At 72.4% G+C, this 23,116-nt stretch carries 21 protein-coding genes and 1 riboswitch; of the genes, 6 read left to right on the forward strand and 15 right to left on the reverse strand.

The window, feature by feature from the left end; translation table 11 throughout:
* Positions 1-22: 22 nt before the first annotated feature.
* The 3 genes from EV371_RS17405 to EV371_RS17415 all read right to left on the reverse strand — a co-directional run bounded on the left by EV371_RS17405 (position 23) and on the right by EV371_RS17415 (position 5,447).
* Positions 23-1,258 (reverse strand): MFS transporter, encoded by a 1,236-nt coding sequence (locus EV371_RS17405; protein ID WP_207230524.1) that lies wholly within the window; start codon positions 1,256-1,258, stop codon positions 23-25.
* A gap of 12 nt (positions 1,259-1,270) precedes the next feature.
* On the reverse strand, positions 1,271-2,512 hold the full coding sequence (locus EV371_RS17410) for an SWIM zinc finger family protein (protein ID WP_130462969.1): 1,242 nt from the start codon (positions 2,510-2,512) through the stop codon (positions 1,271-1,273).
* A gap of 73 nt (positions 2,513-2,585) precedes the next feature.
* On the reverse strand, positions 2,586-5,447 hold the full coding sequence (locus tag EV371_RS17415) for a DEAD/DEAH box helicase (RefSeq protein ID WP_486484662.1): 2,862 nt from the start codon (positions 5,445-5,447) through the stop codon (positions 2,586-2,588).
* A gap of 231 nt (positions 5,448-5,678) precedes the next feature.
* On the opposite strand from EV371_RS17415, the gene def reads away from it, so the two are divergent.
* The 3 genes from def to EV371_RS17430 all read left to right on the forward strand — a co-directional run bounded on the left by def (position 5,679) and on the right by EV371_RS17430 (position 7,788).
* Positions 5,679-6,182: a peptide deformylase gene (gene def, locus EV371_RS17420; protein ID WP_130462971.1), complete on the forward strand. Its 504-nt coding sequence runs from the start codon at positions 5,679-5,681 to the stop codon at positions 6,180-6,182.
* A gap of 145 nt (positions 6,183-6,327) precedes the next feature.
* Positions 6,328-7,107 carry an endonuclease/exonuclease/phosphatase family protein gene (locus EV371_RS17425; RefSeq protein ID WP_130462972.1) on the forward strand — a complete coding sequence of 260 codons (780 nt, stop codon included), beginning with the start codon at positions 6,328-6,330 and terminating at the stop codon, positions 7,105-7,107.
* 261 nt (positions 7,108-7,368) lie between these two features.
* On the forward strand, positions 7,369-7,788 hold the full coding sequence (locus EV371_RS17430) for a DUF6223 family protein (protein WP_130462973.1): 420 nt from the start codon (positions 7,369-7,371) through the stop codon (positions 7,786-7,788).
* 60 nt (positions 7,789-7,848) lie between these two features.
* On the opposite strand, the gene EV371_RS17435 is transcribed toward EV371_RS17430, so the two are convergent.
* The 7 genes from EV371_RS17435 to EV371_RS17465 form a co-directional block, all read right to left on the reverse strand.
* The gene (locus EV371_RS17435; protein WP_130462974.1) at positions 7,849-8,511 is read right to left on the reverse strand and encodes a response regulator; all 663 of its coding nucleotides are present in this window, start codon (positions 8,509-8,511) and stop codon (positions 7,849-7,851) included.
* The gene (locus tag EV371_RS17440) at positions 8,508-9,710 is read right to left on the reverse strand and encodes a sensor histidine kinase (protein ID WP_486484663.1); all 1,203 of its coding nucleotides are present in this window, start codon (positions 9,708-9,710) and stop codon (positions 8,508-8,510) included. The genes EV371_RS17435 and EV371_RS17440 overlap by 4 nt, the downstream gene beginning before the upstream one ends.
* 82 nt (positions 9,711-9,792) lie before the next feature.
* Entirely contained in the window at positions 9,793-10,794 is a 1,002-nt protein-coding gene (locus EV371_RS17445) for a tyrosine-type recombinase/integrase (RefSeq protein WP_130462975.1), read from the reverse strand.
* 624 nt (positions 10,795-11,418) lie between these two features.
* A complete protein-coding gene (locus EV371_RS17450) occupies positions 11,419-13,794 on the reverse strand; it encodes an excinuclease ABC subunit UvrA (RefSeq protein ID WP_130462976.1) in 2,376 nt (791 codons plus the stop codon).
* Between the two features lie 178 nt (positions 13,795-13,972).
* The gene (locus EV371_RS17455) at positions 13,973-14,383 is read right to left on the reverse strand and encodes a VOC family protein (RefSeq protein WP_130462977.1); all 411 of its coding nucleotides are present in this window, start codon (positions 14,381-14,383) and stop codon (positions 13,973-13,975) included.
* A gap of 5 nt (positions 14,384-14,388) precedes the next feature.
* Entirely contained in the window at positions 14,389-14,838 is a 450-nt protein-coding gene (locus EV371_RS17460; protein WP_130462978.1) for a helix-turn-helix domain-containing protein, read from the reverse strand.
* A gap of 84 nt (positions 14,839-14,922) precedes the next feature.
* Positions 14,923-15,651, reverse strand: a complete 729-nt coding sequence (locus EV371_RS17465) for an SDR family oxidoreductase (protein WP_130462979.1) — start codon at positions 15,649-15,651, stop codon at positions 14,923-14,925.
* A 229-nt stretch (positions 15,652-15,880) separates the two neighbouring features.
* On the opposite strand from EV371_RS17465, the gene EV371_RS17470 reads away from it, so the two are divergent.
* Together EV371_RS17470 and EV371_RS17475 are read left to right on the forward strand one after the other, a co-directional pair.
* Positions 15,881-16,600, forward strand: a complete 720-nt coding sequence (locus EV371_RS17470) for a hypothetical protein (RefSeq protein WP_130462980.1) — start codon at positions 15,881-15,883, stop codon at positions 16,598-16,600.
* Between the two features lie 64 nt (positions 16,601-16,664).
* Positions 16,665-16,755: riboswitch (ZMP/ZTP riboswitch) on the forward strand.
* Between the two features lie 19 nt (positions 16,756-16,774).
* Positions 16,775-18,235: a glycine hydroxymethyltransferase gene (locus EV371_RS17475; RefSeq protein WP_130462981.1), complete on the forward strand. Its 1,461-nt coding sequence runs from the start codon at positions 16,775-16,777 to the stop codon at positions 18,233-18,235.
* A 185-nt stretch (positions 18,236-18,420) separates the two neighbouring features.
* Here the strand turns inward: EV371_RS17475 and EV371_RS17480 are convergent, their stop codons facing one another.
* The 4 genes from EV371_RS17480 to EV371_RS17490 form a co-directional block, all read right to left on the reverse strand.
* Positions 18,421-18,834 carry a VOC family protein gene (locus tag EV371_RS17480; protein ID WP_130462982.1) on the reverse strand — a complete coding sequence of 138 codons (414 nt, stop codon included), beginning with the start codon at positions 18,832-18,834 and terminating at the stop codon, positions 18,421-18,423.
* 85 nt (positions 18,835-18,919) lie between these two features.
* Positions 18,920-19,042 (reverse strand): hypothetical protein, encoded by a 123-nt coding sequence (locus EV371_RS34360; protein ID WP_486484664.1) that lies wholly within the window; start codon positions 19,040-19,042, stop codon positions 18,920-18,922.
* A complete protein-coding gene (cydB, locus tag EV371_RS17485; protein WP_130462983.1) occupies positions 19,039-20,034 on the reverse strand; it encodes a cytochrome d ubiquinol oxidase subunit II in 996 nt (331 codons plus the stop codon). Before cydB ends, EV371_RS34360 begins: the two co-directional genes overlap by 4 nt.
* Positions 20,035-20,059: 25 nt before the next feature.
* On the reverse strand, positions 20,060-21,562 hold the full coding sequence (locus EV371_RS17490) for a cytochrome ubiquinol oxidase subunit I (protein WP_130462984.1): 1,503 nt from the start codon (positions 21,560-21,562) through the stop codon (positions 20,060-20,062).
* 186 nt (positions 21,563-21,748) lie between these two features.
* Here EV371_RS17490 and EV371_RS17495 point away from each other — a divergent pair, with 186 nt between their 5' ends.
* Positions 21,749-22,543 carry a lysophospholipid acyltransferase family protein gene (locus EV371_RS17495; RefSeq protein ID WP_130462985.1) on the forward strand — a complete coding sequence of 265 codons (795 nt, stop codon included), beginning with the start codon at positions 21,749-21,751 and terminating at the stop codon, positions 22,541-22,543.
* 40 nt (positions 22,544-22,583) lie between these two features.
* On the opposite strand, the gene EV371_RS17500 is transcribed toward EV371_RS17495, so the two are convergent.
* The gene (locus EV371_RS17500) at positions 22,584-23,114 is read right to left on the reverse strand and encodes a LuxR family transcriptional regulator (protein ID WP_130462986.1); all 531 of its coding nucleotides are present in this window, start codon (positions 23,112-23,114) and stop codon (positions 22,584-22,586) included.
* Positions 23,115-23,116: the final 2 nt, after the last annotated feature.

The raw sequence follows: 23,116 nt of genomic DNA on the forward strand, positions 1-23,116 counted from the left end.
GCGACCCCGGTCGCGCAGCCGGTCAGCGGGTGCGGTCGAGCAGCACCCCGGCCAGTCCGACGGCGGTGACACCGGCGGCGACGACGGTGAGCAGACCGACGCGCAGGCTGGTGAGGTCGGCGACGAACCCGACCAGCGGTGGCGAGACCAGGAACCCGACCCGCAGCAGCCAGCTGACGACGGTCAGACCGGTACCGGCGGGCAGCCCGGGCAGTTCGTCGGCGGTGTGCATGGCCGCCGGCACCAGGGTGGCGAAGCCCAACCCGGCGAGGCCGAACCCGGCCAGCGCGGTACCGACGGTGGGCACGGCGAGCGCCGCGCCCATGCCGACGGCGGCGAGGACACCGCCGGCCCGGGCGACGGTGCGCTGGCCGAGGCGGTCCACCACCCGGTCCCCGGCGAGCCGGCCGATGGTCATCGCGCTCTGGAAGGCCACCACCGCCATCCCGGCGGTGGCCGCCCCGCTGTGCAGGTCGTCCCGGAGGAAGATCGCCCCCCACGAGGTGCCGGCGTCCTCGACGAGTGAGCCGCACGCGGCGAGCACACCGAGCACGGCCAGCGCCCGCGCCGCCGCACCCGGCAGGAAGCGCCGGGCGCGGCGCTCACCCGGTGGGCCGGCGGGATGACCTTCGGCGGCGGCGCTGGTGCGAGCCTCGGTCTCGCGTTCGGTGTCCTCCGGGCCGGGCAGCAGGAACCGGTAGGCGACGAGGGCGACGATGCTGAACAGTGCCGCGGAGATGCCCAGATGGACCGCCAGTGCAAGCCGCAGGCCGGCGGCGGCCGAACCCATCAGCGCGCCGATGACCGCGCCGATGCTCCACACCCCGTGCAGCGAGTTGAGGATCGACCGGCCGTAGCGGCGCTGCACCCGCAGGCCGTGCGCGTTCTGCGCGACGTCGACGACGGCGTCGAGCGCGCCAACGACGAACAGCACGGCACCGAACACGATCCAGGTCGGCGCCACGGAAATCGCCAGAGCCGCGGCGGTGGTCGCGACGACACCGAACACGGCCACCCGCGCGGACCGGAAGCGGCGGATGGCAGCGCCGGCGAACAGCCCGGCCAGCAGCGCCCCGACCGGATAGCCGGCCAGGGCGACGCCGAGCACCGCGTTGCTCAGCCCCAGATCGGCCTTGATCTGCGGATAGCGGGGCACGACGTTGAAGAAGACGGCGCCGTTGCACAGGAACAGCGCGGCGACCGCGACGCGCGCCAGTCGTACCCGACGGGCCGGCACAGCGGCGGTTGCGGCGGACAAGATGCTCTCCGGTCAGTCGCCGAGCAGGTCGGCCAGCGCGTCGGCCGGGTCGACCCGGGGAACCCCGGCCGGCCACCAGTCCCCGTCGGTCAGCTCCCGGTACGGGTACCAGCGGCCGTCGGGTCCGTACCGCAACTGGAGCCGATGCCGGGGAAACGTCCACCGGTTACGCCACACCTGCGGCTGCGGCGGATCGTCACCGGCCCAGCCGGCAGCCAACTCGGCCCGGGCCCGGGCCAGCCGTACCGGCGGCGGGGACCACGGCTCGTCCAGCACCGCCAGGCCGGTGTGCCCGCCGTACTCCCAGGCCCGTACCGCCCGGCCGAACTCCCGACCGGTACGGCCGGCGGCCTGCCGCAGCCGGGCCAGCACCGGGCCGCCGGCCCCGACGGCGAGCCGGACCGCGTCCACCCGCTCCGGCAGCACCAGCGGCGGCCCGTCGCCGTCCGGGGCGGCGCCGAGCAGCGCGGCGGCCCGGACGGCGGCGTTGTCGACCAGCCCGCGCAGCACCTCCGCCGCGATCCCCGGCGCGTCCGGCAACACCGGACCCGGCAGCACCGGCTCCACCGGTGGCGGCGGATCCGGCAGCGGCGGATCCGGTCGGGCGTACACCGGCCCGGCCGGCACCCCGCCGCCGGGGCGACCGGTCGGCACCTCCGGCGGTGCGGCCACCGGCCGCCCGGCCCGGCGACGCAGCTCGGCGAGGACCTCCCGGGCGCCCCGGCCCCGGATCAGCAGCAGCAGGAGCGGATCGGCGTCGAGCAGCCAGGCCACCTGGTAGCAGAGCGCCGCCGCGTGCCGGCACGCCGCCGCGGCCCACTCGGGGCAGTCGCACTCCGGCTGCAGGTCGCCGAGCCCCGGCAGCAGGGCGATGCCGGCGTCGTCGGCCGACGACGCCAGCTCGCGCGGCATCTCCCCGTCCAGCAGCGCGGCGATGTGCCCGGCCCTCGACGCCACCTGGTCCAGGAACCGGGACCACTGCGCGTCGGTCATCGGCTCCACGAAGACCCGGGTCCGGTGCGGCAGGTCCGGCACCCCGTCGTGCACCTCGGCCGCGATCCGGCCCGGGCTGACGGTGATCGAGCCGACGTGCCCGGCCGACGCCGACCGCCGCCCCCGGCGCAGCAGGGTCTGGTCCAGCGAGGTCTCCTCCAGGGCACGGATCCAGGCCTCACCCCACCAGGAGCGGCTGCTCCGGGCACGCCGCCCCGGCGGGAACGCCGGGAAGCCCCGGATCCGGTCGTCGCCGCTCATTCGCCACCACCCTCCACATCCGGTCCGGGCCCACCGGCGGGTTCGGAGCACCGCAGCCGGCCGACGGCCCCGGTCATGCCGACCCCCGCAACTCGACCAGGGACGCCAGATCGGCGTCGGAGAGTTCGGTCAGCGCGGCCTCGCCGCCGGCCAGCACCGCGTCGGCCAGGTCCCGCTTGACCGACAGCAGCGCGGCGATCCGGTCCTCGACCGTCCCCTCGGTGACCAGCCGGTGCACCTGCACCGGCCGGGCCTGCCCGATTCGGTACGCCCGGTCGGTGGCCTGTTCCTCCACGGCCGGGTTCCACCACCGGTCGTAGTGCACCACATGGTCGGCCCGGGTCAGGTTCAGCCCCGTCCCGGCCGCCCGCAGCGACAGCAGGAACACCGGCACCTCACCGGCCTGGAACCGGCGTACCTGCTCGTCGCGGCGGGCCACCGGGGTGCCGCCGTGCAGCAGCTGGGCCGGTACGCCCCGGTCGCCGAGGTGCCGTTCGAGCAACCGGGCCATCGCGACGTACTGGGTGAAGACCAGCACCGCGCCGTGTTCGGCAAGGATCGTGTCGACCAGCTCGTCGAGCAGCTCCAGCTTGCCGGAACGGCCGGCCAGCCGGGGCCGCGTCTCCCGCAGGTAGTGCGCCGGATGGTTGCAGACCTGCTTCAACGAGGTCAGCAGTTCCAACACCAGACCACGGCGGGCCATCCCGGTGCTGTCCCGGATCCGCGCCAGCGCCTGGCGGACCACCGCCTCGTACAGGCCGGCCTGTTCGCTCGTCAGCCCGACCGGATGGTCGGTCTCGGTCTTCGGCGGCAGCTCCGGCGCGATCCCCGGATCCGACTTGCGACGGCGCAGCAGGAACGGCGCGATCAGCCGGGCCAGCCGTTGCGCCGCCGCCGGATCCCGCCCGGACTCGATCGGCGCCGCCCACCTCGCCCGGAACCGGGGCAGCGGGCCGAGCAGCCCGGGCGTGGTCCAGTCCAGGATCGCCCACAGCTCGGTCAGGTTGTTCTCCACCGGGGTGCCGGTGAGGGCGACCCGGGCGGCGGCCGGGATCCGGCGCAGCGCCCGGGCGGTACCCGAGGCGCGGTTCTTCACATGCTGCGCCTCGTCGGCGACGACCAGGCCCCACCGTACGGCGGCGAGCCGGTCGGCATCGGAGCGCATCGTTCCGTACGTGGTCAGCAGGAAGCCGCCGGCCAGCGCGTCGAGGCTGCGCCGGCCGCCGTGGAACCGGCGCACCGGGGTACCGGGGGCGAACCGACCGATCTCGCGCTCCCAGTTGCCCAGCAGCGAGGCGGGGCAGACCACCAGGGTCGGGCCGGCCGTCACCGGGTCCGCCTGCCGGTGCAGGTGCAGCGCGATCAGCGTCACGGTCTTGCCGAGCCCCATGTCGTCGGCGAGGCAGCCGCCCAGCCCGAGCGCCGTCATCCGGGCCAGCCAACGCAGCCCGCGCAGCTGGTAGTCCCGGAGCGTGGCGGTCAGCCCGGCCGGCACCCCGACCCGCTCCGGGTCGACGCCGGCGTCCGGCGGCTCCGAGTCCGCGGCGGCGTCCCGCCGCTGGTCGGTGATCCGCCGCCGCAGCCCCTCCAGCCAACCGGTGACGTCGACCTCGACCGGCCGCCCGTCGACCTCGACCGTCCCGGTCAGCGCGGCGCCGAGCGCCTCGATCGCGCCGACCGGCGGCAGCGCCGGCTTACGGGCCCGGGCGGCCAGCTTCGGGTCGACCAGGACCCACTGGTCGCGCAGCCGGACCACCGGCCGGTGCGCCTCGGCGAGCAGGTCCAGTTCGGCGGCGGTCAGCGGCCGCCCGCCGAGCGCGAGCTGCCAGTCGACGCGGAGCAGCCCGTCACCGTCGAAGAAGGTGGCGAGATCCGACGGCGCCGCCTGCCCGGCGCCGAGCACCGCCCGGGAGGAGAGCCCGGTGACCAGCTCCCGGGGCCAGTGCACCGCCACCCCGGCCGCGTCGAGCCGGCCGGCCGCCCCGGTGACCAGCTCGGTGACCTCCTCGTCGGTCAGCAGAAGGTCGCCCGGGGCGGCGGCGTCGAGCAGGTGCCGCAGCGGTGGCCAGACGTCGGCGGCGCGGCGGATCGCCAGCGTGGTGTCGAGCCGGGCCCGGGGCCCGAACCCGGTGACATCGCCGTCCCACAGCGCGGCGGCGTCGACCACCAGCGCCGGGTCGACGAGGCTGTGCACCTGCGCCACCGCCCGCAGGCCGGGCCGGGTGAGGTCGCCGTCGACCGGTTCCAGCCGCACCGAGACCCGCACGCCGGAGTCGAGACCGGCCCGGACCTCATCGGCCCAGCCGCGCAGCCGCGGTACCGACTGCGGCGCCGCCGCGGCGAACGCGTCGGTGCCGGCGGCGTGCCGGGCGGCGGGGGACCGGGGCAGGGTGTCGGCGACCGCGTCGAGGAAACCGCGGAGCAGGCCGGCCGCGTCCGGCAGCCTCGGGTCGGACGGCGCCGGCCCGGCCGCCGCGACCGGGTTCGCCCGGGCCCGGGCCGGCATCGCCGCCGTGAGGTCCCGGATCCGGCCCGCGTCGGCCGCGTCCAACGCCCCGACCGTCCAGGCGTCGAAGCCGGCGGGGGAGACCGTCGGCAGGATCCGGCGCCGGGCCACCAGGTGCAGGGCCAGCCGCGCCGCCGCCGCCCAGTACGCCAGCGCCGGATCGACCGGCGGGCCCGGGTCGGCCAGCAGCAGTGGCAGTGCGTCGCCGACCGCCAGCCGGAGCGCCGGCACCACCGTGGTCCGCACGCCGGCCCCGTCCGGTACGGCGACCGTCAACTCGCCACCCCGGCCCGGCCCGTCGTCGGGCAGCCCGCCGCCGTCGGGGCGCCAGAACGCCAGCACACCGGCGCGGGGCGGATCGGCCGGCTCGAACACCACCGCGCAGCCGGCCAGCCACCGCTGGTCCGGGGCACCCGCGCGCCCGTCCACGGACAGTCTCCCGGCGTCCGACGTCATCTCCGCCCTTGCCCCCTCGCCCGCCCCCGCGAACCGCCCTCCGCCGGGCGCCACCCCGGCGGCCATTATACCGTATGGCGTACGGAAATCTCCGACGTACGAGGAGTCCCGGCCGACCCCGCCCCGGAGCACGACCCGCAGGCCACCACCCACCACCGCGCGCCGGCCCAACCACCCCGGTAACGAACCGATAAGGTTCCGGCCATGACGATGCGGCCAATCCGGATCATCGGCGACCCCGTGCTCCGCACCCCGTGCGAACCGGTCACCAGCTTCGACGCCGAACTACGCGACCTGGTCACCGACCTCATGGACACCCTCCTCGGCGCACCCGGCCGAGCCGGAGTCGCCGCACCCCAGATCGGCATCAGCGCCCAGGTCTTCGTCTACGACGCCGACGGAAACCGCGGCCACCTGATCAACCCCACCCTCGAACTCTCCGCCGAAGGGCAGGACGACGACGAAGGCTGCCTCTCCGTCCCCGGCCTCTACTTCCCGACCCCACGCGCCATGCACGCCACCGCACACGGCTTCGACCAGTACGGCGAACCCCTCACCATCACCGGCAGCGGCTTCCTCGCCCGCGCCCTCCAACACGAGACCGACCACCTCGCCGGCCGCCTCTACGTCGACACCCTGCGCGGCGACACCCGACGCCGCGCCCTCCGAGAGATCCGCGCCGGACGGTTCGCCACCCCCGACCGATGACCCCGACCCGCCCCCGGCTCAGCGACCCCGCCGACGCCGCAACCAGACGCCGACCCCACCCAGCCCCACGAACAGCAACGCGGAACAACACAGCGCTTTGACAACCACGCCGAAACTGTCGCACATCCCGCCGTAAGGTGTGCAGGTGCGCCTGGCAACCTTCAACCTGCTGCACGGCAGATCCCCGCACGACGGCCTCGTCAACGAGACCCGGCTCGCCACCGCGGTCGCCACCCTCGACGCCGACATCCTGGCCCTGCAGGAGGTCGACCGGGACCAGTCCCGCAGCAACCACCTCGACCTGACCACCATCGCCGCCCAGGCGATGAACGCCCCCGAACACCGCTTCGCCGCCGCCGTCGTCGGCACCCCCGGCGAACGGTTCCGGCCACTGACCCACGACGACGACGGCCACGGCGAACCCCTCTACGGCATCGGCCTGATCAGCCGCTACCCGGTCCGCTCCTGGCAGGTCACCCGGCTCGCCTCCGCACCCGTACGCTCCCCGGTGCTCGACCCCGGCCCACACGGCGGCCTCATCCTGCTCCGCGACGAACCCCGGGTCGTCCTCGCCGCCATCGTCGACACCCCCTACGGGCCGATCACCGCCGCCGCCACCCACCTGTCCTTCGTACCCGGCTGGAACATCCGACAACTACGCCAGGTCGTCCGCGCCCTGCGCACCCTGCCCCCACCCCGGATCCTGCTCGGCGACCTCAACCTGCCCGCCGGACTCGCCACCCTCGTCTCCGGCTGGCGCTCCCTGGCCCGCCGCCCCACCTACCCGGCCAGGCAACCCCGGGTCCAACTCGACCACATCCTCGCCGACCCACGCGACGGACACCCACTGCCCGCGGTCACCGCCGCCGACGCCCCGATCGCCACCATCTCCGACCACCGCCCGCTCGTCGTCGACCTCGCCTGACCGCCAGCCCACCCCGCCCGGACGGCCCGGCGACCGGCACAAGAGTCAGCACGACCCGTCCCCGGACCGCCCCGGGAGCACGCGCCCACCTCCCACCCCGACGCGACGCGGCGCCACGACGGACACCCCCGTGGCGGCACGGCACCCGCCGCACGTACGACCCCGGCGGTAGGCCAACCCACAACCCCGGCATGACGACCCACGACCACACCGGTCCATACGCTGCCGGCAGCCACCCGTCATGCAAGGGAAGGAACCCCGATGTCCGTCCGTCACCTGCTTGCCGCCACCACCGCCCTGCTCGGAGGGCTCTGGCTCGCCGCACCGGCCGCCGCGCACGCCGCCAGCCAGCCAACCGCCGCCAGCGCCTACACCATGAGCCCCGGACGAATCGGCTCCATCGTGGCCGGGCTGCTGGGACTGGCCGGCATCGTCGCCGGCGGACTGGCCCGCTTCCGCGCCGCCGGACGAACCGGCACCGGCTCCCGCCGACACGGAGCAGTCGCGGCCCTGATCCTGGGCCCGCTCGCCATGGTCATCGGCGCGGTGGTGGTGGCCACCTCCGACGGGGGCATCGGCACCGGCAACGGGCTCGGCGGCGCCTTCGTCGCCCTGGCACTGGGCCTACTCAGCACGGCGCTCGGCGCGCTGACGCTGACCCGCACCCGCCGCACCGGCTGACCCGCACCCGACCCGCGTCGACCCGGCCCTCGCGCCGGGTCGACGCCGCGAAGAACGTGGTCAGGAACGAGCCAACCACCCGGGCACGGTCAGCCCCGACTCGTAGGCGAGGATCACCAACTGGGCCCGGTCCCGGACCCCGGTCTTCGTCAGAATCCGGCTGACATGCGTCTTGGCGGTGGCCGGGCTCAACACCAGCCGCGCCGCGATCTCGTCATTGGACAACCCGGCGGCGACCAGCGCCAACACCTCCCGCTCCCGCTCGGTGAGCGCCCGCAACCGCGGCCCCGGATCCGGATGCCGCACCCGAGCCGCGAACTCGGCGATCAGCCGGCGAGTGATCGACGGCGCGATCAGCGCGTCACCACGCGCCACCACCCGCACCCCGTGGATCAACTCCGCCGGCTCGGTGTCCTTGACCAGGAACCCGCTCGCGCCCGCCCGCAACGCACCGTAGACATAATCGTCCAGATCGAACGTGGTCAAGATGATCACCCGGACGTCGGAACTCGCGACGATCTCCCCGGTCGCCGCCAGGCCGTCCAACCCGGGCATCCGGATGTCCATGAGTACGACATCCGGCCGCAACCGCCGGGCCAGCCGCACCGCCTCGGCACCCTCGGCGGCCTCACCGACCACCTCGAAGCCGTCCTCGCCCTCTAAAATGGACCTGAACCCGGCCCGGACCAGCGTCTGGTCGTCGGCGAGCAGCAACCGGATCACTCCGCGCCCCCCGACTCGCCCCGCCCGACCGACCCCGACCCGGGAACAGCCGGCACGCCCGACCGCAACCCCGCCGACACCGGACCCGACCGCAACGGCAGCCGGGCACAGACCCGGAACCCACCCCCCGGCCCGGGACCCGCGGTCAGCGAACCACCCAACGCCCGGGCCCGCTCACCCATCCCGAGAATCCCGTTACCCGGCACCCCCGGCACACCGCAACCGTCGTCCTCGACCTCCACCACCACACACCCACCATCGGACCGCACCCGCACCACCGCCACCCTCGCCCCCGCATGCCGGGTCACATTGGTGAGCGCCTCCTGAACGATCCGGTACGCCGCCAGATCGACCTCCGCAGGCAACACCCCGATCCCCGCCACCTCCGTACGGACCTCCACCCCGGACCGCCCGGCCGTCAACACCAGATCACCGAGGCGACCCAGCCCCGGCCCACCTTCCTGCCGCAGCACCCCCAACGCCGTACGCAACTCACCCAGCATCTCCTTGCTCGCCTGCTTGACCGCGACCAGCGCCTCCGCGGACCGGACCGGATCCGGACGATGCAACGCCGCACTCGCCTGCACATTGATCAGCGAAAGATGGTGACCGAGCACGTCATGCAACTCCCGAGCGATCCGCAATCGCTCCTCGGTCGCCCGCCGCCGCGCCTCCTCCTCCCTACCCTGCTCCGCGGCCAGCACCCGGGCCCGCGCCTCCGCCAGATAGGCCCGACGATTCCGGGTGACACCGACGATCACCGCAACGAGCCAACCGGCGTGCAACAGCGTCGCCCCGTTCCCGCCACCGGCCGCCCGGCCGGAACCGTCCGCGACCGCGAAGGCGACCACCGAGGCCAGACCGAGGCCGATCGCCACCGCGAGATAACCCTCGTCGACAACGGTGTAGAGGGCCACGACGAACACCAGCATGATCGGACCGGGCCGGTGCAGCAACAACCCGTACCCGCCGACCGCGCACAACGCCAGCACACCCACCGGCACCGGATGCCGGCGACGGACGTACAGCGCAGCGGAGGAGACCAGCACCGCCAGCAGCGCCACCCACTCGGCGGGAGTGTCGACACCGGCGGACTGCACCACCAGACCGACCAACCCGACCACGGCGACGACCAACACCAGAACCGCATCCGCCGCCCGGCCGCGCCATCGCCACCTCGGCATACGCCACCTCGGCATGCGAGAAGCCTAGCCCTCGGCCCGGTTACCTCGCGTCTCGCACCTGGTACGCCCCGCCTCCAGCCCTCAGCGCCGCACCCCGCTAACCGGACCTACCCGACAACAGCCGGCCCAGCGACCGGTTCGTCCGGTTCGCCCGCACCGCCGCCCGCTCCTGATCGGCGGTGACCTCGATGTAGCCCTGACTCGTCGCCAGACTCGCGTGCCCCAGCAGCCGCATGATCTCCGGAGCGCTCGCCCCGTCCTCGGCCAACCGGGTCGCGAAGGTGTGCCGCAGCGCGTGCAGCCGCGCCCCCGCCGGCACCCGGTCGGTGATCCCGGCCCGCCGATAGCAGGACTCCACCAGATACTGCAGACCACCCCGACGCAGCGGCGCACCCTCCCGGTCGACCAGCAGTGCCGAGTCCGGCCCGACGGTCCGGGAGCCGAACCGGCGACGCCGGCTCTCCAGATAGTCCGCGATCACCCGGTCGAGCTCCGGCTCCACCGGAATCAACCGGGAGCGGCTGCCCTTCCCGGTCACCTCGACCCGGCGCTCACCGTCGCGACCGACCAGCGACCCCGTGCGCAACGCCAGCAACTCGGCCAGGCGCAGCCCCGCGCAGAGCGCCAGGGCCAGCACCGCGAGGTCCCGCTCCGGCCACGGATCACGCTGACGCCGGTCCGATTCGACGACCCCGGTGAGCAGTTGCTCCGGCGTGCGGTCGCCGCGCAGCGGCTTCGGCGGGGAAGGGGGCACCCTGGGCTTGTCCACGGCGGGCATCGGGTTGCCGGTCACCACCTGCTCGGCGACGAGGAAGTCGAAGAATCCGTTCCAGGTGGACCAGGCTCGGTAGATCGAGGCGGCGGCCCGAGGAGCGGCGAACCGGGCGAAGGCCGCTCGCAGTGATCGGGTGGTCAGGGCACGAATCGGCAGCGCCGACAGGGGGAGGGGAGTGGTCGGGTCGTCGGCGACCAACCGGGCGACCGCCAGCAGATCTCGCCGGTACGCCGCCAGCGTGTGCGGGGAGGGCTTGCGGGTGGCACGAGAGGTCAGGAACTGCTCGATCAGGGGGAGTAGCAGAAAGTCCTCTTTGTCCTGCATAACGAATATTATGCATGATTGGAGTGATTTGGTCAACGAAGAGATCTTGGAGTCGGCGGTCGGGCGGCGGGTCTCGGCCACGAACGGGGAGAGGGGTCGACCGGGGCCGGGCCGGATCGGCCCCTGGGGACGTCATCGGGAGGTCTTCGTCGCCGCTGTGGAACCGCGACCGGGGCGCCGGGTGCGTGCCGGCGGCCGTCCGCCTGTTCGTCGCGGCCGGCGGTGTCAGGTCGGGTTGGGTGCCGGGTCGACGGTGGAAGTCTCCGCGCCCCGGAGGGCGTCGGTCCTGCCGACCGATGAGGGGCCGAAGGTCGACTACTTGACATAATGTACATTATCGACTTGCGCTGAGGTGGGCCGAAAGCCGAGCCCGATCCTGCCGGCCGCGAGAAATACCCGCATGCGCCCCGGCGGGCCGTGCCGGCCAGCATCCTCGCTGCCAAGCGGCGACAGCACACTGCGACCCCCGGCCGGGCCCGACCGGCACCGCGACCAGTCCGATGCCCGGTCCGGCTCACCGCCGAAGCATCCCGGCTCCTCCCCCTGCGAGATCGATACGGTGGCCGAGTCCACCCGGATACGACCGAAGCCATCGACGATGATCTTTTAGAAGGATTGTGCTGGTCAGCGGCCGACGTAGGCGGCGAGGTGCTGGCCGGTGAGGGTGGAGCGGCCGGCCACGAGATCGGCAGGGGTGCCCTGGTAGACGACCCGTCCGCCGTCGTGCCCGGCGCCGGGCCCGAGATCGATGATCCAGTCGGCGTGCGCCATCACCGCCTGGTGGTGCTCGACGACGATGACCGACTTGCCGGAGTCGACGAGCCGGTCGAGCAGGCCGAGCAGTTGCTCGACGTCGGCGAGGTGCAGGCCGGCGGTTGGCTCGTCGAGGACGTAGATGCCGCCCTTCTCCGCCATGTGGGTGGCCAGCTTGAGTCGCTGCCGCTCGCCGCCGGAGAGCGTGGTGAGCGGCTGGCCGAGGCTGAGGTAGCCGAGTCCGACGTCGGCGAGCCGGCGCAGGATGGCGTGCGCGGCCGGGGTGCGGGCCTCGCCGGTGTCGAAGAACTCCTCGGCCTCGGTCACCGGCATCGCGAGTACCTCGCTGATGTCGCGGCCACCGAGGTGGTACTCCAGTACGGAGGCCTCGAACCGCTTGCCTTCGCACTCCTCGCAGGTGGTGGCGACGCTGGCCATCAGCGCCAGGTCGGTGTAGATGACGCCGGCGCCGTTGCAGTTGGGGCAGGCGCCTTCGGAGTTGGCGCTGAACAGGGCGGGCTTCACCCCGTTGGCCTTCGCGAACGCCTTGCGGATCGGGTCGAGCAGTCCGGTGTAGGTCGCCGGGTTGCTTCGTCGGGAGCCGCGGATCGCGGCCTGGTCGATGGAGACGACGCCGGCTTTGGCGGGGATGGATCCGTGTACGAGGCTGCTCTTGCCGGAGCCGGCGACGCCGGTGACGACGACCAGTACCCCGAGTGGGATGTCGACGTCGACCTCGCGCAGGTTGTTCGCGGCCGCACCGCGGATCGGAAGTTTTCCGGTGGGCTTGCGTACCGTCTTCTTGAGGTCGGCCCGGTCGTCGAGATGGCGGCCGGTGACGGTGCCGCTGGTCCGCAGTCCTTCGACGGTGCCCTCGAAGCAGACGGTGCCGCCGGCGGTGCCGGCGCCGGGGCCGAGGTCGACGACGTGGTCGGCGATGGCGATCGTCTCGGGTTTGTGTTCCACGACGAGTACGGTGTTGCCCTTGTCGCGCAGCCGTAGCAGCAGTTCGTTCATCCGCTGGATGTCGTGTGGGTGCAGGCCGATGGTGGGCTCGTCGAAGACGTAGGTGACGTCGGTGAGTGAGGAGCCGAGGTGGCGGATCATCTTGGTGCGCTGGGCCTCGCCGCCGGACAGGGTGCCGGACGGGCGGTCGAGCGAGAGGTAGCCGAGGCCGATCTCCACGAACGATTCGAGGGTCTGCTGGAGTGCGGCGAGCAGCGGTGCGACCGACGGTTCGTCGAGGTCGCGTACCCATTCGGCCAGGTCGCTGATCTGCATCGCGCATGCCTCGGCGATGTTGACGCCCTTGACCCGGGACGAGCGGGCGGCTTCGCTCAGCCGGCTGCCGCCGCATTCGGGGCAGGTGGTGAAGGTGACGGCCCGGTCGACGAAGGCGCGGATGTGCGGCTGCATCGCCTCCCGGTCCTTGGAGAGGAACGATTTCTGGATTTTGGGGATCAGTCCCTCGTAGGTGAGGTTGGCGCCCTCGACCTTGACCTTGGTCGGCTCCCGGTAGAGGAAGTCGCGCATCTCCTGCTTGGTGAAGTCGCGGATCGGCTTGTTGGGGTCGAGGAAGCCGGACTCGGCGTAGGTGCGCACGGTCCACCAGCTGTCCGACTTCCAGCCGGGGATGGTGAAGGCGCCCTCGGCGATCGACTTCGAGTCGTCGTAGAGCTGGGTGAGGTCGATGTCGGAGACCTTGCCGCGGCCCTCGCAGCGCGGGCACATGCCGCCGGTGCGGGTGAAGGTCTGTTTGGTGGTTTTGCCGGCGACCGTGATCGCGCCGCTGGCGCGGACCGAGGCGACGTTGAAGGCGAACGCGCTGGGTGGGCCGATGTGTGGTTCGCCGAGCCGGCTGAAGAGGATCCGGAGCATGGCGTTGGCGTCGGTGGCGGTGCCGACCGTGGAGCGGGGGTCGGCGCCCATCCGTTCCTGGTCGACGATGATCGCGGTCGTGAGCCCTTCGAGTACGTCGACCTCGGGCCGTGCCTGTGTCGGCATGAAGCCCTGGACGAAGGCGCTGTACGTCTCGTTGATCATGCGCTGCGACTCGGCGGCGATGGTGCTGAAGACCAGGGAACTCTTGCCGGAGCCGGAGACGCCGGTAAATACTGTCAACCGGCGCTTCGGGATCTCGACGCTGACGTCCTTGAGGTTGTTCTCCCGGGCGCCGTGCACGCGGATCAGGTCGTGGCTGTCGGCCGCGTGTGGCGTTGGCGTTTGGGTGTCCGTCCTCTTGGCCATGCTGCGGTGTCTCTCCTTGTCAGGCGGTCCGCGTCCGCGGGCGCCGTGGGCGTTGCTGGCGTGATCACGGGGCCGGGGCCGGGGTCGGTGACGGTCTCGCCGATGGTCGGCGGGTCGGTGGCGTCGGTGCCGGTTGTGGTCTGGTGTGGCGCTTGTGGTCTGGTGTGCCGGTTGGGCGTCAGTGGCGCTGGTTGATGCGGATCAGGTTCCCGGTGGGGTCGCGGAAGGCGCAGTCGCGGACGCCGTAGGGCTGGTCGGTCGGCTCCTGGACGACGTCGGCGCCGCTGGCCTGCAGCCGGTCGAAGAGGCCGTCGAGGTCGTCGGTGGCGAGGGTGATGGCGGTGTAGGTGCCCTTGGCGATCAGTTCGAGGATGGTGCGGCGCTCGTCGTCGGTGATGCCGGGGTCGACGGCGGGCGGGTGCAGGACGATGGAGGTTTCCGGCTGTTTGGCGGGGCCGACGGTGATCCACCGCATTCCGGCGTATCCGACGTCGTTGCGGACCTCGAAGCCCAGGGTGTCGCGGTAGAAGGCCAGGGCGGCGTCCGGGTCGGTGTGCGGGAGGAAGGCCGCGTGAATGTTGATGTCCATGGCCGTCACGCTAGTTGCGGCTCTCGGGGCCGTGCTTCTCGATTCCTGATCGGTCTGGTGACCTGTTTTGCCAGGCACGGGGGCATCTCCCCGGTCGCGTCGGCGGTCTGGGCCCGGTAGGTGCTCGGTGGTACGCCGACGAGTTCGGTGAAGCGGGTGCTGAAGGTGCCCAGTGACGAGCAGCCGACCGCGAAACAGACTTCGGTGACGGTGAGGTCGCCACGGCGTAGTAGCGCCATGGCGCGTTCGATGCGCCGGGTCATCAGGTAGGCGTACGGTGACTCTCCGTAGGCAAGCCGGAACTGTCGGCTGAGGTGTCCGGCGGACATGCTCACACCGCGGGCGAGCGCCTCGACGTCCAGCGGCTGGGCGTACTCCCGGTCGATCCGGTCCCGGACGCGACGCAGCCGAACGAGGTCGCGCAGGTGCTGCGTCTCGGCTGGTGTGCTGTTCACCAGCCGAATCGTGCCATAGCGTGCCGAAGTTTGCCCAGTCGAGGGCTGCCTGCGGCGTCGCTGCGGCGGCGTTGCCGGGTCGGGTCACAGGCCGCCGGCGACCCGGAGTACCGCACCGGTGGTGTAGGAGGCGCCGTCGCCGAGGAGCCAGACGATCGCGGCGGCGATCTCGTCGGCTCGGCCGGCGCGGCCGAGCGGGATCCGGCTGGCGACCCGCTGTGCCCGGTCGGGTACCCCGGAGATGGTGTGGATGTCGGTGTCGATGGTGCCGGGTGCGACGGTGTTGACCCGGATCCCCCGGGGGGCGAGTTCTTTGGCCAGGCCGACGGTGAGGGCGTCGGTGGCGGCCTTGGCGGCGGCGTAGTGCACGTATTCGCCGGGGCTGCCGAGGGTGGCCGCTGCCGAGGAGACGTTGACGATGGCTCCGCCGGAGGGGAACCGGCGGGCGGCCTGTTGGGCGCAGAGGATGTAGCCGATGAGGTTGACGTCGACGACGCGGCGCAGGTCGGTGAGGGTTAGGTCTTGCAATGGGCCGACCGGGCTGGTGACTCCGGCGTTGTTGACCAGGCCGGTGGGCTCGCCGAGTTGCCGGGCCGCGTCGAAGAGTCGTACCACCTGGTCGGGATCGGTGGTGTCGGCGCGGACGGCGAGGCCCCGGCGTCCGGCGGCGGTGACGTCGCGGAGTACGGCGTCGGCGGCTTCGGCGTCGCGGCGGTAGCAGAAGACGACGTCGTGTCCGGCGGTGGCGAGGTGTCGTACGGTCGCGGCGCCGATTCCGCGGCTGCCGCCGGTCACCACCGTCAGTGGAGTCATCGGTTGTCCCCCGTTGTCACTGTCCGCTCGGCTCTCGGCGTCCGCTCGGTAGTCGGTTTGCCGGCCGCCGGATCCGGTACCTGGCGATCCTGCCAGGTGTCGGCGCGGCGGGGCCGGTAGGGATCGGGCCGCTGCGTCGTTGATCTCGGACCGGTGTGTCCGTCTCGACGTTGTCGGGCCGGCCTGGTAGTAAGTCATGAATCAAACAGGTGTACGGAAGAGGGATCCGATGGCTGCCGCGCGTACCGCCGAACAGGGGTTGTCCACCGAGGAGTTACAGCAGATCAGGGACGCGTTGGCGGGTGGCCGCAAGCCGAGGGTGCTGTTCACCGAGGCGGCGGGGCAGGTTGCCGGTCAGCTGGGCCAGGTGGTGGAGTTGACCGATCCGGAGGTGTCCGAGGAGTGGGTGGTGGTCCGGTTCGGCCGGGACGAGTTGCCCTTCTCCCCCAGCGATCTGGCCATCGCCCCGAAGGGTGCGACGCGACGGGCGGCGGCCAGGGCGGAGCCGGAGCCCGAGCCGGTCGCCGAACCAGAGTTCAAGATTGTCAGGGAGCCGGTTCCGGTGGCCCGCGAGGAGGCAGCAGTGACCGCAGTGGACACTCCCCCGTCCCGTCCGGCGGACGGGGAGGGCGAGGCGAAGCCGGCCCGTCGGGCGACGAAGGCGGCTAAGCCGAAGGGTCCGGCCGGATTGACGGTCACCCTGACGTACGCGGAGGGCGAGTGGACACTGGCGGCGACGCAGGGAGCGAAGTCGTTGGCGAAGCCGTACGTGATCAAGCCGGCCGAGGCGTTGAAGATGGTGGCGTTGATCGATGTGCCAGGTGTGCACGAGGCGGTGGAGCAGATCATGGCGGTGGAACGGCGGGAGGCCGAGCAGCAGGCGGAGAAGTTGCGGGCCGAGCTGGCGGAGATCGAGGCGCGGTTGGCGGAGCTGCGCGACGCGAGCTGAGCGGCGCACCGGGGTACGGGTTGGGCATCGTTGGTCGCGGCGGGCCGGGCGGGTTGGTACGCTCGGCCCGGACCGTGACTGGCGTGCTGGGATGGGGTCAACCATCGGGAAGCGGTCCCGTCGAGTGACGTGTGCCGTGCGCCTGGGCCGATTTTCGCTGCCCAGGAGGTTTCGATGGCCCACCAGGTGTATCCGCTCGGCACGAGGTCCACAGAGTCCGTCGCGTTCGGCGCGGCATTGGACGTGGTGCGTGCGGTCGAGCCCCGGATCGCCGACGCGATCGGCGCGGAGCTGGCCGACCAGCGCGAGTCGTTGAAGTTGATCGCGGCGGAGAACTACGCGTCCACGGCGGTGCTGCTGGCGATGGGCAACTGGCTCAGCGACAAGTACGCGGAGGGCACGGTCGGCCGCCGGTTCTACGCCGGTTGTCGCAACGTCGACACGGTGGAGTCGATCGCGGCGGAGCATGCCCGGGAGTTGTTCGGTGCGGCCCACGCGTATGTGCAGCCGCATTCGGGGATCGACGCGAACCTGGTGGCGTTCTGGGCGGTGCTGGCGGACCGGGTGGAGTCGCCGGTGTTGCGGCGGGCCGGGGTGCGGCACGTGAACGATCTGACCGACCAGGACTGGGCGGTGTTGCGGCGGGAGCTGGGTGACCAGCGGATGCTGGGCATGTCGTTGGACGCGGGTGGGCATCTGACGCACGGTTTCCGGCCGAACATCTCCGGCAAGATGTTCGACCAGCGTAGTTACGGCACCGATCCGGAGACGGGGCTGCTCGACTACGACGAGGTGCGGCGGATCGCCCGGGAGTTCCGGCCGCTGATTCTGATGGCCGGCTATTCGGCGTACCCGCGCCGGGTGAACTTCAGGCTGATGCGGGAGATCGCCGACGAGGTCGGTGCGACGCTGCTGGTCGACATGGCGCACTTCGCCGGGCTGGTGGCCGGGAAGGTGTTCGCCGGTGACTTCGACCCGGTGCCGTACGCGCACCTGGTGACCACGACGACGCACAAGTCGTTGCGGGGGCCGCGCGGCGGGATGGTGTTGTGTGCGCCGGAGTTGGCCGACCAGGTGGATCGGGGTTGTCCGATGGTGCTCGGTGGCCCGTTGCCGCACGTGATGGCCGGGAAGGCGGTCGCGTTGGCGGAGGCGCGGCGGCCGGAGTTCGCGGCGTACGCGGGCCGGGTGGTGGAGAACGCGGTCGCGTTGGCGGAGGGACTACTGCGGCGGGGCGCCCGACTGGTGACCGGGGGTACGGACAACCATCTGCTGCTGGTGGACGTGTCGGGGTACGGGCTGACGGGGCGGCAGGCCGAGGCGGCGCTGTTGGATGCCGGCATCGTGACGAACCGGAACTCGGTGCCCCGGGACCCGAACGGCGCCTGGTACACCTCCGGGGTCCGGCTCGGCACGCCGGCGTTGACCACCCGGGGGCTCGGGGTGGCGGAGATGGACGAGATCGCCGGGCTGCTGCACACGGTGTTGTCGGCGACCCGGTCGGGGGTCGGGCCGGACGGTGTCCCGAGCAGGGCGCGGTACGTGCTGGACGGGGCGGTGGCGGAGCGGGTGGCCGGGCAGGCGGCCGACCTGCTGGCGGACTATCCGCTGTATCCGCTGGTCGATCTGGGCTGACTCGTCACGAGCGGTCCCGGAAAGCCGCCGTTCGCGTTCCCTGGGATCGGGGTGCGTGCCTGGGACCGTCCGCGGGTCTGGGATCGGGGTGCGGTCTGGGATCGAGGGCCTCCGGCTTTCCCGGGGCCGGGGATCTTCCGGGCCGGATGCGGTTCGGGGTGGATCGCATCCGGCCCGGTCGGCGGCTACTCCGCGTAGGGCTGGTCCTCGCCCTCCGCGCTGTACCCGAGGCTCCAGATGTAGCCGTCCGGGTCGGCGAAGGTGCCGCCGTATCCGCCCCAGGGCAGCCGGCCGGCCGGCTTGAGGACGGTGGCGCCCGCCTTCTCGGCCTCCGCCATGACTTCGTCGATCCGGGTCTCGGTGCGGACCACGTAGGTGAGGACGACTCCGCTGAAGCCGCTGCCTTCCGGGCTCGTACCCACATGCTGGGCCAGGCCGTCGCGGCTGTAGAAGCCGACGGGCGAGCCGCCGTCGGGTGCGAAGAAGATCACGTCGCCGTAGTCCTGCGCGATCTTCCAGCCGAGACCCTCGGTGTAGAACCGCTTGGACCGCTCCATGTCCCGGACGGCGAGCAGGATCGTGCTCACGTGCGCTTTCATGTCTTGTCCCCTTTCTTGTGTTTCGGTTGACCATCCGGGAGCCACGCTACGAGCGGGTTCGGGGACCGCGCTTCTTGAATCCTGATCAGCCGGCGGTGGTGGTCCCGGCGTCGGCGAGGCGTTCGCGTGCCTCGGCGAGGTCCTCGTCGGTCGGGTCGTCGTCCTGGGTGAGGTGCGGTGCGGTGCGGGCCGGGCGGTCGGCGGTCACCGGGGGATGTTGGCGACGCCGATCCGCTTGCGGAACACCCAGTAGGTCCAGCCCTGGTAGGCGAGGACGACGGGGGTGAAGAAGGCGGCCACCCAGGTCATCACCTTCAGGGTGTAGGGGCTGGAGGCGGCGTTGGCGACGGTGAGGGTGCCGGCCGGGTCGGTGGTCGACGGCAGCACGGTCGGGAAGAGTGCGGAGAACAGGGTGGCGACGGTCAGCCCGATCGCGGCGGCGGTGCCGAGGAAGGCCCAGCCCTCCCGGCGTACCCGGGTGGCGGCCAGCATGCCGGCCAGGGCGAGCGCGGCGGCCACGGCGAGGCCGACGGCGGCCGGGGTGTGCCGGATGGAGAGGCTGACGGCCAGGAACGCGGCGGTGAGCGCGGCGGTGGCGGTGCCGGCCCGGACGGCGAGCCGGCCGGCCCGGGTCCGGATCTCGCCGGTGGTCTTGAGGGCGAGGAAGACGGCGCCGTGCGTGACGAACAGCGCCGTCGTGGTCGCCCCACCGAGCAGGGCGTACGGGTTGAGCAGGTCGAGCGGTCCGCCGGTGTAGTCGCCCCGGGCGTCCAGCGGTACGCCGCGCAGCAGGTTGCCGAGGACGACTCCCCACAGCATGGCGGGGATCAGGGAGCCGAGGAAGATGGCGAGATCCCACCGGGCCCGCCAGCCGGCCTCGGAACGCTTGTGCCGGTACTCGAAGGCGACGCCGCGGAAGATCAGGGCGAGCAGGACGAGCAGCATCGGCAGGTAGAAGCCGGAGAAGAGGCTGGCGTACCAGGCGGGGAAGGCGGCGAAGAGGGCACCGGCGGCGGTGATCAGCCAGACCTCGTTGCCGTCCCAGACCGGCCCGATGGTGTTGATCAGTACCCGGCGTTCCCGGTCGTCGCGGCCGAGGACGGGCAGCAGGATGCCGACGCCGAAGTCGAAGCCCTCCAGGATGAAGTAGCCGGTGAAGAGGACGGCGATGAGCAGGAACCAGAAGGTGGGCAGGTCCACGGCGGACTCCGGTCGGGTCGGTGGGTCAGTAGGCGAAGGCGAGGGGGCGGTTCTCGTCGTCGGTGTCGGTGTCGGGGTCCGGCGGTGCTGCGGTGTCCGGCAGGCCGGCGCGGGCGTACCGGATCAGCAGCCGGACCTCGACGACGGCGAGGGTGGCGTAGACCAGGGTGAAGGCGGTGAACGAGGTGAGTACCTCGGGCAGCGAGACGCTGCGGGAGACGCCGTCGCGGGTGAGCATCTCGCCGAAGACGACCCACGGCTGCCGGCCCATCTCGGTGAAGATCCAACCGAAGCAGTTCGCGGCGAGCGGCAGGACCGGCATGACCAGGCCGGCCCGGACCAGCCAGCGGGAGTTCGGGGTACGGCCACGACGCTGTGCCCAGAGCACGATCGCGGCGATCGCGGCGGCGGCCAACCCGAAACCGATCATGAACCGGAAGCTCCAGTAGGTGACCGGGATGATCGGGGTGTAGCTGCCGGGGCCGTACTGGGCGGCGTACTGGGCCTGGAGGTCGTTGATGCCCTGGACCTGGCCGTTCGGGTCGCCGGTGCCGAGTACGGAGAGCAGGTACGGGATCTTGATGGCGAACAGTTCCCGGCTGCCGTCCAGGCTGCCGATGGTCAGGACGGAGAACGAGGCGGGCTGCTCGGTGGTGTAGAGCGCCTCGGCGGCGGCCATCTTCATCGGCTGCACCTGAGTCATGATCTTGCCCTGGAGGTCGCCGCTGATCACGACGGCGACCGCGGCGGCGAGGGTGACCCAGGCGCCGAACCGGGCGGCGAACCGGAACGCGGCCCGGTTCTCCCCCGCCGTGTCGTCCTGCCCTTCGACGGCCCGGGTTCCGGCCGTGCCGGTCTTGTCGGCCGTGCCGGGCGTGCCGGTCTTGTCGGCTGATCCTGCGGTCGGGCGCAGGTGCCAGAGGGCGATCGAGACCATCAGTGCCCCGGCGACCAGGAAGCAGCCGGCGAGGGTGTGCGGGAAGGTGACCAGGGTGACCTTGTTGGTGAGTACGGCGACGATGTCGGTGAGTTCGGCGCGGCCGGTGTCGGGGTTGATCCGGTAGCCGACCGGGTTCTGCATCCAGGAGTTCGCCGCCAGGATGAAGTACGCGCTCAGCGTGGAGCCGATCGCGACGGCCCAGATGGTGGCGAGGTGGATCCGGCGGGGCAGCCGGTCCCAGCCGAAGATCCACAGGCCGAGGAAGGTGGATTCGAGGAAGAAGGCCAGCAGCGCCTCGAGTGCCAGCGGGGCGCCGAAGACGTCGCCGACGAAGCGGGAGTAGTCGCTCCAGTTCATCCCGAACTGGAACTCCTGCACGATGCCGGTGACCACGCCCATCGCGAAGTTGATCAGGAAGAGCTTGCCGTAGAACTTCGTCAGCCGCAGGTAGCGCAGTTGTCCCGTGCGGTGCCAGCGGGTCTGCAGGATCGCCACGAGGACCGACAGCCCGATGGTCAGCGGTACGAAGAGGAAGTGGTAGACGGTGGTGACACCGAACTGCCACCGGGCGACGTCGAGCGCGTCCACGGTTGACCCCCAGCCATTTACTACCGAACGTAGTAAATACTACTGGCCGTCGTAGACGGTGGCACTGGGAGGTCGATCACGTCCATTCGGCGGGCGGCGACCTCGGGCCGGACAGCCTCCCGGCGTGCGCGACAGCCCCTGCCCGGGGCCTGTCCGGTGGCCGGCGCGTGCGACGATCGACCGCTGATGGAGACCACCACCACTACCCCGTGGCGCGCCCCCCGCTTCTGGCTCTTCCTCCAGGTACTCGCCCGGGGCGTGGTCGGGCTGCTCGCCCGGCTGCGGGTCACCGGCGACGTGCCGGACGAGTTGCGGCACGGCCCGCTGATCCTGGCCGCCAACCACATCAACCCGTTCGATCCGGTCGTGCTGACCGCCGCCTGCCGGGTACGCCGGATCGCGCCCCGGATCATGGCCACCGGCGGGGTGTTCCGGGCCCCTATCGTCGGCTCCGCGATGCGGGCCAGCGGGCACATCCGGGTCGACCGGCGCACCCCGACCGTCGGCCTCGCCCTGGAGCACGCGGCGGCGGCCGTCGCCCGGGGCTCGGTGGTGCTGGTCTATCCCGAGGGACGGATGGGGCTCGACCCGGGAATGTGGCCCGAACGGGGCAAGACCGGCACCGCCCGGCTTGCCTTCGCCAGCGGCGCCACCGTCGTTCCGGTCGCCCAGTGGGGCGCACACGAGGTGCTGCCGTACAGCGCACCGGCCGGGATGCTCAGGGCGGTCGGCCGGGCGATGCTCCGCCGGCCGGTGATCCGAGTGCACTTCGGCCCACCCGTCGACCTGGCCGGGATCGACCCGGCCGGTCCCGGCGCCGCCGCCCGGGCCACCGACGCGATCATCGACGCCCTCACCGTCGCGCTGGTGCCGCTGCGCCCCGACGAACCTGACCGGCCCCGCTACGTCGACCCGACCCGGCCCACCGAGACCCGCCGCCAACACCGCCGCAGCCACCCCGACCGGCCGGCCAGCACCTGAACTCCCCCGCCGCGTCGATCCCGAAAGTGCCGGGCGCCGGTCAGTCGGAGCGGCGTTGCCGCAGGTAGGCGAGGACGGCCTCCCGGGTGGTCCGCACCCCGAGCGCCTCGCGGGCCTGAGCGATCCGCCGGTTCGCGGTACGCAGCGACAGGAACTCCGCGGCCGCGGCGGCGGCGATGGTCTCGCCGTCGGCGAGCCGCTCCAGCAGTGCCCGCTGTTCCGGGATCAGGTGGCTCACCACCGACTCGGCCTCGGGCACCGCCGCCTCGTCCGGATCCCGGTGTACCGGGCCGAGCCGGCCCAGGTCGTCGACGAGTGCCCGGCCGACCTCGCCGGCCGGGTCGACGATCGCCACCACCCCGGCGCCGCGGGCGGCGGCCAGCACCGCCAGCCGTACCGTCTCGGCGTCCGGTACCCGGCCGAACAGCACCAGCCGGGCGTCGGCCAGGTCCCAGCCGGGTTCGGTGACCGCGAACCCCTCCCGGGTGGTCCAGCCGTCCCGGGCGAGTCGGCGCAGCACCGTGGTCGCGTCGGTCGCCGACGGCACGACGTAGCGCGGCGGGTCTGTCATCG

The sequence above is a fragment of the Plantactinospora sp. CNZ321 genome, assembly GCF_004217235.1.